The organism is Saccharopolyspora hirsuta, assembly GCF_008630535.1.
GTDB lineage: Bacteria > Actinomycetota > Actinomycetes > Mycobacteriales > Pseudonocardiaceae > Saccharopolyspora > Saccharopolyspora hirsuta.
The window spans coordinates 20,673-33,008 of the sequence record NZ_VWPH01000009.1 but is presented as its reverse complement, the minus strand read 5'-3'; the positions used below and the strand labels follow the sequence as shown (position 1 = coordinate 33,008).

Annotated in this window: 10 protein-coding genes; all 10 read right to left on the bottom strand. The window is 70.7% G+C overall.

Annotation, left to right across the window (positions count from 1 at the left end; all coding sequences use genetic code 11):
- Positions 1-2: 2 nt before the first annotated feature.
- The gene (locus F1721_RS20140) at positions 3-1,826 is read right to left on the bottom strand and encodes a selenium-binding family protein (protein ID WP_246155193.1); all 1,824 of its coding nucleotides are present in this window, start codon (positions 1,824-1,826) and stop codon (positions 3-5) included.
- A 1,676-nt stretch (positions 1,827-3,502) separates the two neighbouring features.
- The gene (locus F1721_RS20130) at positions 3,503-3,955 is read right to left on the bottom strand and encodes a hypothetical protein (RefSeq protein ID WP_211840553.1); all 453 of its coding nucleotides are present in this window, start codon (positions 3,953-3,955) and stop codon (positions 3,503-3,505) included.
- Positions 3,956-3,983: 28 nt separating this feature from the next.
- Entirely contained in the window at positions 3,984-4,730 is a 747-nt protein-coding gene (gene dapB, locus F1721_RS20125; protein ID WP_150068293.1) for a 4-hydroxy-tetrahydrodipicolinate reductase, read from the bottom strand.
- Between the two features lie 167 nt (positions 4,731-4,897).
- Positions 4,898-6,241: a M16 family metallopeptidase gene (locus F1721_RS20120; RefSeq protein WP_150068292.1), complete on the bottom strand. Its 1,344-nt coding sequence runs from the start codon at positions 6,239-6,241 to the stop codon at positions 4,898-4,900.
- Positions 6,242-6,345: 104 nt separating this feature from the next.
- Entirely contained in the window at positions 6,346-8,592 is a 2,247-nt protein-coding gene (locus F1721_RS20115; protein ID WP_150068291.1) for a polyribonucleotide nucleotidyltransferase, read from the bottom strand.
- 243 nt (positions 8,593-8,835) lie between these two features.
- Positions 8,836-9,105, bottom strand: coding sequence for a 30S ribosomal protein S15 (gene rpsO / locus F1721_RS20110; RefSeq protein WP_150068290.1), 270 nt, complete (start codon positions 9,103-9,105; stop codon positions 8,836-8,838).
- A gap of 152 nt (positions 9,106-9,257) precedes the next feature.
- A complete protein-coding gene (locus tag F1721_RS20105) occupies positions 9,258-9,815 on the bottom strand; it encodes a 2'-5' RNA ligase family protein (protein ID WP_150068289.1) in 558 nt (185 codons plus the stop codon).
- A gap of 61 nt (positions 9,816-9,876) precedes the next feature.
- Positions 9,877-10,359, bottom strand: coding sequence for a helix-turn-helix domain-containing protein (locus F1721_RS20100; protein WP_150068288.1), 483 nt, complete (start codon positions 10,357-10,359; stop codon positions 9,877-9,879).
- A 167-nt stretch (positions 10,360-10,526) separates the two neighbouring features.
- Entirely contained in the window at positions 10,527-11,513 is a 987-nt protein-coding gene (locus F1721_RS20095) for a bifunctional riboflavin kinase/FAD synthetase (RefSeq protein WP_150068287.1), read from the bottom strand.
- Positions 11,514-11,640: 127 nt separating this feature from the next.
- Positions 11,641-12,291 (bottom strand): DUF4232 domain-containing protein, encoded by a 651-nt coding sequence (locus F1721_RS20090; protein WP_150068286.1) that lies wholly within the window; start codon positions 12,289-12,291, stop codon positions 11,641-11,643.
- Between the last annotated feature and the right edge of the window lie 45 nt (positions 12,292-12,336).

The following is a 12,336-nucleotide window of genomic DNA, read 5'->3' as shown; positions in this document are numbered from 1 at the left end:
GATCAGCCCTTGAGGTCCTCGTCGGCGACCACGAACAGCTCGGAGTGCGGTTTGGCGTTGCCGAACTGGCCGTGCGGCCAGGTCTTCCGGTTGAAGTTGACGCCCACCTCGCCGGTGACCTCGTCGCGGAAGGTGTCGTCGACCGCGACCTTCCCGTCCCGGCCCAGCTTCACGATGTTGACCTTGTGGTCGCCGTCCAGACCGGACCGCGCCACGAAGTAGTTCGACACCGCGAGCCGCTGCGGCTGCTGGGTTTCGCGGTAGTAGCCGTCGTCGTCGAGCACGAAGTTGTCGTAGGCGCCCCAGTGCGGCCCCGCGCCCGGCTTGCCGGGGTTGATCGGCGTCGCCCCCGCAAGGGTCGGGCAGTCGGCCTCGGCACCGCCGTGCTCGGCCTCCTGCTTGGTGTCGATGGAGCACTGGTAGTCGGTGCCTGCTTCGACCAGCTTCGAGATGTCCAGCACGTAGACGCCGCCGGTGGTGCCGGGGTCGTCGGGGCCGAACGTGCCGGGCTGACGCCCCTGGATCGCCCGGTAGAGGAAGCGGTCGTCCGGGCTGGTCTGGATCCAGCCGCCGTTGGAGCTGCCGCCGTTGCGGTCGTTGGCCGCGTCGAAGCCGGGGGCCGCGGTGCCGTCGTCGAACACCTGCCGCCACCGCGGTTCGGCAGCGGTGATGTCCGGCGTGTAGAACACCGCACCGCCCTGCATGGTCTGGGCGAAGGCGCCCTTGTGGCCGGGCAGGTTGGTCACCGTGGTCTCCATGACCGCGCGGCTCTCCTGGTGCAGCGGGTCGGCCGGGTCGGCGCGCGGGCCGTCCGGCAGGTAGGACACCGCCTTGAGCTTCGGGTGGTTGCGGTCGGAGATGTCCCAGGTCCGCACGGTCGGCCGCCGCAGGTACGGCGACGGAGCCTTCACCGGGTCCAGGATGATGTTGCGCGGCTCCACGTAGTCCGCGGTGACCAGCGTGTTCAGGTCTTCGCGGGCCTGGATCCCGTGCGGGTTGGCGCAGGTCGGCTGGCCGAGCCGCGGCAGGTTGTCGCACAGCTTCGCGTTGTCCCCGCCGGGTGTCGCGGCCGGGGACTGCGAGAGCACCTTGGCGTTCTCGTCGAACCGGACCACTTCACCGGGGCTGCCCGCGAATCCGTTGCCGATGTGCACCGAGCCGTCGTCGTAGCGGTACGGCCCGGGTGCGACCGGCCCGCCCATGTACGTCGCGTACGCGGTGCCGTCCTTGAGCACCCAGTACGCGTCGGGCACGGAGCCGCCGAGCGTCTGCGACGGCAGGCTGATGCCCTTCAGCTTCACCGACGGCAGTGCGGTGACGTCGAAGGCGTAGGTCGCCGCGCCGAAGAGCGCACCGGCGTAGATCGTGTCGCCCTTGTGCCACACGTACTGCATGTGGTGCGGCTCGTTCTCCACCAGCGGTCCGACGGTGATGGTGTTGACCACCTCGCCGTACCCGGGGGATCCGGGGGTGGCGTCGATGACCGCGAGGAAGTCCGGGCCCGGCAACGAGTCCGCGACGTCGTCGATGCCGCCGGTGAGCGAGCCGGGCAGGTCCCGGACCTTCGGCACGGCGGTGTCGGCGATGTTCTCGTCCCCGGCCCAGACCAGCAGCCATTCCTTGCGCTTGCCGTCGGACTGGGACTTCTGCAGCGCGCTCTTCACCAGGTGGTTGGTGACGGTGTAGTCCTTGCCGTCGGCACCCTTGATCGACTGGGTGGACACTTCGACGTCGGCGTAGGCGTCCTGCACCGGGAGCGTGACCGCGCCGACGGCCAGCAGCGCGGCGCCCAACCCGGTGGACAGTCTTCGATATCTGCTCTTCATCTGTGCTCCGAGAATCGGTGGGGGTGCCCGGATTCGGGCGTGCCGGAACAGCCGTGCGACCGGGAGTGGCCGCACGACGGGGAATCGGGCGAATTGCTGCCGAGCTCTCGACGCCGGGGGCAGAGCGCTCTCCTGGTCCCGCCGGAACGCGTTTCCCAGCTGCGCAACCGGGAATCACCGGCCGGGGGCCGGTTGCGGGCTCGTTCGAAAGTGGTGGCGGGGACTAGCGCACGCGACAGAGCGCGCTGGCCTGCTGCACGAGATCGACGTGCAGGCGAGCGACGAGAGTGCCGAACCTCGACATGGCAGAAATGATCGGCACGCCACCACCGGCTGTCAACGACCAACCACTGGGTGAGATCACCCCTGCTGGTCGGCGATGAATGCGCCGCACTCGTCGGCATTCACCTGGAAAGCGGTCGTGGATTTAACACTTCTCGCGCGCGAAACCCGGCGGCAACACCAGTTCCGAGGTGTTCGCGGAGCGCAGCGGCACCGGATTCGGCCAGCCGTCGCCCAGCTCGAAGAGATCGGTTCCCTGCGGAAGAGGTTGCGGGGCGGCCAGTTTGGCGGGTAGGGCGCGGAACTCTCACGAGATGGGCATCGTTGTCGCCGCGACCTGCGGTGGGCATCGCAGCCGATCTCGGGAGAAGTCGCTGACGTCGTCACCAGGACTTCTGGTCGTGCGATCGCGCTCCTGGCCCCTCATCGACCGTGCTCGCCCGGAGCCCGGCACCGCAGCTGCGCGGAGAGCGGCGAACGCTCGCGCGATTTCGGGCCCTTCGTCGTGCCTGTGGGTGCCGGGGCCGGGTGTCGTCGGGCAAGCGGTGGTCGTCACCGGAGATCGGAGGTGGGTTCGGTAGGAGAAGTGCGGATGGGGATGGTTGCGTGAGGTTCAACGCGGTGAGTGGCCGCCTTGCGGGACAGCGATTTCACCTGAAATCGGCGTTCTCGACGGAACCTGCGGTGGTGAGACAGGCCGATTTCAAGCGAAATCGGGCTCTTGCGTCGTGTTCGTGGGTGCACCGGAGCTTGTGCTTCGGCGGTGAGAAGCGGTCGCCTGGCGCGCAGAAGGACGTCGACATGCTGGAGAGCGCGTGGCGTGAAGGAGGCTTGGGGATGGGCCTTAGGCCGGACGGCGGCGGGGCTCGTGCTTTGACGTCACCACCGGGACGACAACCGTGCGATCAGGGTCCTGGCTCCGTCGGTCGACCACTGTCACGGCCGTCCGAGGGGTGGTGACGACTGCAATTTCGATTGAAATTGCCCACCTCGCCACCGCAGGCTCCGTCGAGAACGACGCAATTTCGATTGAAATTGCATCACCCCAAGCCAGCCACCCACCGCTTTGAACCCAAACCCAGCCCCGAACCCAACCGACACCCCTCCTCCCCAACCCCACCCCGCTACCACCACCAAGCGCCAGGCCCCCCCGGGGACACCCCGTCCCCAAGACACCCCCGAAATCGCGCCGGTTCGGCACCCACCGCAGGCGGTGATGCCGAAACCCGACAGTGATCAGGGGCGTCGGCGAAGCCAAAGCCATGGTTCTGGTTGTGACGTCAGAGAGTTCTCTCGAAAGCGCACAGCTGCGCGTACGTACCACCGGGCGGCCACCGCGCTACTGCGGGCCGACCCGCCGCCAGCGCGCCCGCCGTCGGCGTGTCTCCGGCTGATCAGCTCGGCTGGTCCTGGCGTTCCATCTCGATCGCGCGGCGCATCGCCTTGCGCCCCCGGTTGCGGTCGCCGGCCAGGTCGTAGGCCTGCGCCAGGGCGAACCAGCGGCGCCAGTCCCCCGGCTCCGCTTCGAGCTCGGCCTGCTTCTCGTCGAACCACGCGTCCGCGGCCTCCCGCTCGACGCGGCCGGACGGGCGCAGCGGCAGGTGCGAGACGTCCGGGAGCGCGCCCTCGGCGTCCAGCCGCCGGGCCAGCCGCTCGGTGCTCGCGCCGAAGCGCAGCTGGTCCACCACCAGCACCGCGCCGAGCACCGGGAACACGAAGATCGCCAAGCCCAGCGCGATGAACACCGGTTGCCCGCTGACGACCATCGTGATGGCGCGCTCGCCCATGATCACCAGATAGACGAGCAGCGCGGCCGCGACCACGAACGCCGAGGTCCGCGGGTTCAGCAACCGGCGCTGCTTCGACTCGGCCAACTCAGATCCCCAGCAGCGCTTCGAGCCCGACGGTCAGGCCGGGCCGGTTGCCGATCTCGCGGACCGACAGCAGCACGCCCGGCATGAACGAGCGGCGGTCGTAGGAGTCGTGGCGGATGGTGAACGTCTCTCCCTCGGTGCCGAAAAGCACCTCCTGGTGCGCCACGAGACCGGTCATCCGCACCGAGTGCACGCGCACCCCGTCGACGTCGGCGCCGCGGGCGCCGTCGAGCTCCTTGGTGGTGGCGTCGGGCATCTCGCCGAGACCGGCTTCGGCGCGCGCCTCGGCGATCACCTGCGCGGTGCGCGCGGCCGTCCCGGACGGGGCGTCGGCCTTCTTCGGGTGGTGCAGCTCGACGATCTCGACGGATTCGAAGTACTTCGCGGCCAGCTCGGCGAACCGCATCGACAGCACCGCGCCGATGGCGAAGTTCGGCGCGACCAGCACCCCGACCTCGGGGCGCTCGGCCAGCCAGGACCGGATCTGCTCCAGCTCCGCGGCGCCGAGCCCGCTGGTGCCCACCACGACGTGGATGCCGTGCTCGACGCAGAACTTGACGTTGTCCAGCACGGCGTCCGGGTGGGTGAGGTCGACGGCGACCTGCGCGCCCGCCGACACCAGACCGGAGAGGTCGTCCTCGCGGTTGATCGCGGCGACCAGCTCGGTGTCGGAGGCCTCGCCGACGGCTCGCACGGCCTCGGAACCCATCCGCCCGCGGGCGCCCAGCACACCGACCTTGATGCTCACGTGACGACTACCTTTCCACCCCGGCACCTGAAGACACCCCGAGTCTATGCACCACCCGGCCCGGACCGGACACCCCGCCCGGCCACACCGCAGTTTCAGTTGAAACTGTGAATCTCCCCCACGCCGGACCGCAGTTTCAATTGAAACTGCACCCCTCCGGGGTCGGGTCAGACGCCGTCGGGGAGGTCTTCGAGGGTGTCGTAGGGGCCGACGACCGCCGTGGTGAGGGGGCGGCGGAGGAGTTCCGCCGCGAGCTCCGCCACGTCCTCGGGGGTGACCGCGTCGATGCGCTCCAGGGTCTGCTCCACCGTGAAGTGGCGGCCGTAGTTCAGCTCGGTCTTGCCGATCCGGCTCATCCGCGCCGCGCTGTCCTCCAGGCCGAGCACCAGGCCACCGCGCAGCTGGCCGCGGCCCCGCTCCACCTCCTCCTCGGTCAGGCCGTCCGCGGCGACCCCGGCGAGCACGCCCCGGATCACCGTCGCGACCTCGCCGAGCCGGTCGGGGGTGCAGCCCGCGTAGACCGAGAAGGTGCCCGCGTCGGAGTAGGCGGTGGTCGAGGAGTAGACCGAGTAGGCCAGCCCGCGCCGCTCGCGGACCTCCTGGAACAGCCGCGAGCTCATGCCGCCGCCGAGCGCGGCGTTGAGCACCCCGAGCGCGAAGCGGCGCTCGTCGTAGCGGTCGAAGCTGCGGCAGCCCAGCAGCAGGTGCGCCTGCTCGGTGTCGTCCGGTTGCAGCACCAGGCGCTTCTGCTGCGGCAGCCGGGCGCGGCCGGTGCGCGGCGGCGCGGGCGGTTCGTCGCCGGTCAGGCGGTCGCCGAGGGCCTTGCGGACCAGGCGCAGCACCCGGCCGTGCTCGACGTTGCCCGCCGCGGCGACCACCATCTTCGGCATCGCGTAGCGGCTGCGGTAGAAGCCGTGCACCCGCGCCCGCGTCATGGCGGTGATCGAGTCCTCGGTGCCCAGCACCGACCGGCCCAGCGGGTGGTCGCCGAGCACCGCCGAGTTGAACAGCTCGTGCAGCAGGTCCTCGGCGTCGTCGTCGCGCATCGCGATCTCCTCGAGCACCACGCTGCGCTCGACGTCCACATCGGACTTCGCGTTCACCGCGTCGAAGACCACGTCGCAGAGCATGTCCACGGCCAGCGGCAGGTCGCGGTCCAGCACGTGCGCGTAGTAGCAGGTGTGCTCCTTGGCGGTGAACGCGTTGAGCTCACCGCCGACGCCGTCGATCTCCTGCGCGATGTCCACCGCGGTGCGCTTGGCGGTGCCCTTGAACAGCAGGTGTTCGAGGTAGTGCGCGGCACCGGCCTGCTGTTTGGCCTCGTCGCGCGAGCCCACGCCGACCCAGATCCCGACCGAGGCCGAGCGGACGCCGGGCACCGGCTCGGTCACCACCCGCAATCCGCCCGGTAGCACGGTCCGCCGCACCGCGGCGTCCCCGCTGCGCCCGAGCACCCGGGTGGTCCCGGGGCGTTGCAGGTGGCCACCGGCGATCTGCTTCTGCTGCTTCATGTCCCCACGAGAGTGTTCGGATGATCCGGTCGGGTGGTGCACCCACGACGATACGGCCCGCCCCGGACGCACCGGGACGGGCCGCATCGACGGTCAGTCGCAGATCACTGCTCCGACTTCTCGGCCTCCGGCTCGGCGGCGGCCTCGGACTTCTCGTCCTCGTCGTTGACCAGCACCAGGCTGATCTTGCCGCGGCTGTCGATGTCGGCGATCTCCACGCGCAGCTTGTCGCCGACGTTCACCACGTCCTCGACCTTGCCGATGCGCTTGCCGTTGCCCAGCTTGGAGATGTGCACCAGGCCGTCCTTGCCCGGCAGCAGCGAGACGAACGCGCCGAACGCCGCGGTCTTGACCACGGTGCCCAGGAAGCGCTCGCCGACCTTGGGCAGCTGCGGGTTGGCGATGGCGTTGATCTTGTCGATCGCGGCCTCCGCGGACGGGCCGTCGGCGGCGCCGACGTAGATGGTGCCGTCGTCCTCGATGGTGATCTCCGCGCCGGTCTCCTCGGTGATCGAGTTGATCATCTTGCCCTTCGGGCCGATGACCTCGCCGATCTTGTCCACCGGGATGCTGATGGAGGTCACGCGCGGGGCGTGCGGGCTCATCTCGTCGGGCTTGCCGATCGCCTCGGCCATCACCTCGAGGATGGTGAACCGGGCGTCGCGGGCCTGGCCGAGCGCCTGGGCCAGCACCTCGGACGGGATGCCGTCCAGCTTGGTGTCCAGCTGGAGGGCGGTCACGAAGTCCTTCGTGCCGGCGACCTTGAAGTCCATGTCGCCGAAGGCGTCCTCGGCACCGAGGATGTCGGTCAGCGCCACGTAGTGGGTCTTGCCGTCGACCTCGTCGGAGACCAGGCCCATGGCGATGCCGGCGACCGGCGCCTTCAGCGGCACACCCGCGTTGAGCAGGGACAGCGTCGAGGCGCAGACCGAGCCCATCGAGGTGGAGCCGTTGGAGCCCAGCGCCTCGGAGACCTGCCGGATCGCGTACGGGAACTCCTCGCGCGACGGCAGCACCGGCACCAGCGCGCGCTCGGCCAGCGCACCGTGGCCGATCTCGCGCCGCTTCGGGCTGCCGACCCGGCCGGTCTCACCGGTCGAGTAGGGCGGGAAGTTGTAGTGGTGCATGTACCGCTTCGTCGTCTCCGGGGACAACGAGTCGATGGTCTGCTCCAGCCGCAGCATGTTCAGCGTGGACACGCCCAGGATCTGGGTCTCGCCGCGCTCGAACAGGGCCGAGCCGTGCGCCCGCGGGATCACGCCGACCTCGGCGGACAGGCTGCGGATGTCGGTCAGCCCGCGGCCGTCGATGCGGACCTGGTCGCGGATGATCCGCTGCCGCACCAGCTTCTTGGTCAGCGAGCGGAACGCGGCGCCGAGCTCCTTCTCGCGGCCCTCGAACTGCTCGCCCTCGCCGGTGCCGACCTTCTCCAGCACCGACGCCTTGATCTCGTCGAGCCGGTTCTCCCGCTCCTGCTTGCCGCCGATCTTCAGCGCCTCGGCCAGCTCGGCGGACACGGCCTGCTCGACCGCGGTGAAGGCGTCCTCGGCGTAGGCCGGGAACACCGGGAACTCCTGGGCGGCCTTGCCGGCGGCCTGCGCGAGCTGCTGCTGGGCGACGCACAGCGACCGGATGAACGGCTTGGCGGCCTCCAGGCCCTGGGCCACGACCTCCTCGGTCGGGGCCTGCGCGCCCTCGCCGACCAGCGCGACGGTCTTCTCGGTGGCCTCGGCCTCGACCATCATGATCGCCACGTCGTCGCCGACGATGCGGCCCGCGACGACCATGTCGAACACGGCCCGCTCCAGCTGCTCGTGGGTCGGGAACGCGACCCACTGGCCGTCGATCAGCGCCATCCGGGTGCCGCCGATCGGGCCGGAGAACGGCAGGCCGGAGGCCTGCGTGGAGGCCGACGCGGCGTTGATCGCCAGCACGTCGTAGAGGTCGCCCGGCGCCAGGCTCATCACGGTGACGACGACCTGGACCTCGTTGCGCAGGCCGTCCACGAACGACGGGCGCAGCGGCCGGTCGATCAACCGGCAGGTCAGGATCGCGTCGGTGGACGGGCGGCCCTCGCGGCGGAAGAACGAGCCGGGGATGCGGCCCGCGGCGTACATCCGCTCCTCGACGTCGACGGTCAGCGGGAAGAAGTCGAAGTGCTCCTTCGGCTGCTTGGACGCCGTGGTGGCCGACAGCAGCATGGTCTCGTCGTCGAGGTAGGCGACGACGCTGCCCGCGGCCTGCTTGGCCAGCCGTCCGGTCTCGAATCGGACGGTGCGGGTGCCGAAGGCGCCGTTGTCCAGCACGGCGGTCGCTTCGTACACACCCTCGTCGATCTGGGGTTCGGTCAAGATGACTCCTCATCCTCACGAGGCCCACGGCAGGTGCGTCCGGGTCGTGGTCCGACGAGGCCGGCCATCGATCGAAGCCCCCGGGAACGTCCTTGAGACGACTTGCCCGGCAGCCACTACCGAGGACCGGCGGACGCCTGCCCAGTGCGTACCACCGTGAGCGCTCTTCTGTTGCAACGGCGCCTCAGCGCCGGTTCATGCACCGAGGGGAGCGGCCCGGCGGGCCACTCCCCTCGGCGTTGGTCAACGGCGCAGGCCGAGTCGCTTGATCAGCGAACGGTAGCGCTCGATGTCCACCTTGGTCAGGTAGTTGAGCAGGCGGCGGCGACGACCGACCATCAGCAGCAGGCCACGACGCGAGTGGTGGTCGTGCTTGTGCTGCTTGAGGTGCTCGGTCAGCCCGGTGATCCGCTTGGTCAGCAGGGCCACCTGGGCCTCCGGCGAACCGGTGTCGCCCTCCTTGAGGCCGTACTCGGCCAGGATCTGCTTCTTCTCTGCAGTGGACAACGCCACGAGTTGACTCTCCTTCGATGTCCCGTGTCAGCTGCACCCGGCCTGCCCGGCCGGGGACGGGTCCGGCGGTTCGACCGCCCGACCGGAGCTGGCCACCACGGACTGCAGCCGCTCCACCGGTCAGGATATCAGGGCGGACTGCTCCCACCGGGTCAGCCCGATGCCTCGCGCGTCACTCCGACCCGGTGCACGGTGCGGTACGCCGGACCGCCTTCCCGCAGGTCACTGCGCACCACGGTGAGTTCCCGCGACTCCCACCAGGGGCCCGCGTAGCCGGTGAACAGGCCGGGCAGCAGTTCCCGGTCGCCGCGGCCGGAGGCCCAGCGCGCGATGGTGAGGTGCGCTCGGTAGCCGTGCGGGTCGCCCCCGGCCGCGCGCAGCGCCCGGTCGTCGTCATCGGTGGCCGGTTCGACGCCGATCCACAGCACGCCGCGGAACGTCCCGCTCCCGGCCAGGCGCAGGCGCGGCGGTGCGGGGTCGGTGGTCAGCAGCCGGGCGACGCGGCGGTCCAGCCGCTCGGTGACCTCGTCCTGGTCGGCGTCGTCGCCGTGGAAGCACAGCGTCAGGTGCCAGCGGTCGGGCGCGCTGAACCGGAACTTCCGCAGCCCGGCCGTCGCCGCGGCCAACCGCTCCCGGTCCAGCCGGTCGACGGCGGCGGACAGGTGCCGCACCGCCTCCCCAGACGGCCACAACGCGGTGAACAGGCGCATCCGCCCAAGGTACGTCGTGCGCGGCGGTGGTGGCTCTTGCGACCATCGCCGCGCACGGGGGTCAGTCGCCGTTGGCGGCTCGGCGGAGCAGTCCGGCCAGGCCCGGGTAGCGGCCTTCGAGGATGGACGCCGCGGCCTCCAGCTCGTTCGGCTTGGCCACCTCGCGCAGCACCGGCCAGGCCGCCTCCTCGCCGTTGGCGGCGTGCTTGACCGGCAGGTTGTCCCGACCCACCGACGGCTGGGACTGCCGGACGTCCTCCAGCGCCTGCTTGATCGCGTCGGGTTCGCCGGAGGCGACGCCGGGGATGAGCACCTTGCGCTCCAGCATCACCAGCCGGGCCAGCACCTGCGGGTTGCCGATCTTGGCGCGGCGGCCGCTCATCACCTGGCTGAGCATCGGCGCGCTGATGCCGAGCACGTCGGCGAGCTGCGCCTGCGAGATGCGGAACGCGACGACCAGGCGGCGGACCCGGTCGCCCAGCGGTTCGCCGTACCACTGCCGCTGCAGGGCAAGGTTCCGCTGGACGTTGCTGCTCTCCGCCACCTTCGCTCCCCCAATCTCGGCACCGACCTGATCACGACTGGCCGCTCCGGCTCTGAATACTGCCAGGTCACTGGCCAGACGCGAACGTGAATCGGAAATATGCCCGGAGCGCCCTGGACCGCTCAGCGGCCGCGGTTGCTCCGTTCGGGGAGTGGACATGCCGGGTTTCACCCGTCCGCGGCCAGGATTCGCCTGGTCTCGGCGACGTCCTGGTGCATCTGCTCGATCAGCGCGTCGACGCTGTCGAAGCGCTCCATCGCCCGCAACCGCCGCACGAAGTCCAGGTCCACGTGCTCGCCGTAGAAGTCGGCGTCGACGTCGAGCACGTAGGCCTCGACGGTGCGCTCGGTGCCGGAGAACGTCGGGTTGCTGCCCACCGAGACGGCCGCGGGCAGCGTGCGACCGGGCTCGCTCGAACCGCGGTGGCGGTGGGTGAACCAGCAGGCGTAGACGCCGTCGGCCGGGATCGCCGCGTGCGGCGGGGTGGACAGGTTCGCGGTGGGGAAGCCGAGCTCCTTGCCGCCGCGCCCCGCCCCGCGCACCACGATGCCCTCCAGCCGGTGGTGGCGGCCCAGCGCGGACGCCGCGGCGACCACGTCACCGGCGTCGATGCACGACCGGATGTAGGTCGAGGAGAAGGTCACGGAGGTGCCCGACGGGTCGTCGGCCCGCTCGACCGGGCCGGACACCAGGGCGTCGGACTCGACCTCGAAGCCGAACCGCTCGCCCAGCTTGGCCAGCAGCTCGATGTTGCCCGCGGCCTTGTGCCCGAAGGTGAAGTTCTCCCCCACCACGATCTCGGCCGCGTGCAGCTTCTCGACCAGCACCTCGTGCACGAACTCCTCGGCGGGCACGCGGGAGACCTCGCGGGTGAAGGGCAGCACGCAGAACACGTCCACGCCGAGCTGCTCGGCCAGTTCCGCGCGCCGCCGCAGCGTGGTCAGCTGCGCCGGGTGGCTGCCCGGGCGCACGACCTCCGAGGGGTGCGGGTCGAAGGTCATCAGCACGCACGGCACGCCGCGCCGCCGCGCCTGCCGCACCGCGTGCGAGATGAGTTGCTGGTGCCCGCGGTGCACGCCGTCGAAGACACCGATGGTGACCACGCACCGCCCCCAGCCGCCGGGAAGCTGCTCCAAACCACGCCATCGCTGCACGACCACGAAGCCTACTGCTCCACCACCCGAGCGCCGGAAAGCCATGGCCCGTGCTGCGACGCACGGCACGGGGCCGTGAGCGCGAAAGCGCGTTGGAGCACTGTTGCGCACTCACGACCCCGGGCGGTCAGCTGACGCCCGCGCCGAAGGCGGAGACGTCCACGGTGGAACCGGCGCAGAGCGAACCGAAGACGTCCTGCTCGCCGGTGTTCACAGGGACCTGCAGAGCGTCGGCCCAGTCGTCGGAGCCGACGAGGTTCAGCGCGAGCTGGCTCGAGCTCGACCCGCAGCCCTCCGCGGTGGTCCACTTCAGCGACAGCACCGCCTGGTCGTAGGCCGGGCCCGGCATCGGCACGCGGGACGGCGCCGGTTCGAGGGTGTGCTGGACGGTCGTCGACAGCGGCTGGCCGTTCCCGTCGAGCACCCGGAGGTCCGGGTACCGGTCCAGCACGCAGGGGTCGTTCGCGTCCTTCTTGGTCACCAGCAGCGTTCCCTCGCCGCCCGCCGGGCTCGCCTCCCCGGACTGGTACTGCGCGGTCAGGTCCCGCCCGGTGCAGGGCCGGTCCTCGTCCGAGCGCCCGTTGTCGCCCGAGCCCTCGGCCCGCTCGCCGGTCTCGGTCTGATCGCCGGTCGCGGTCTGCTCACCCGCCGCGACCGACTGGCCGTTGACCTGCGGTTCCGCCGGGCTCGCGGGCGACTGCCCCGAGCCCGCCGCGCATCCGCTCAGCGCCAAACCCGCCGCCAGCACGACGGTCGCCCCGACCACTCGCTTGCGCATGCTGCTCCCACTTCCTCAGTCGTTCGTTCGGACTCGGTCGTGGGA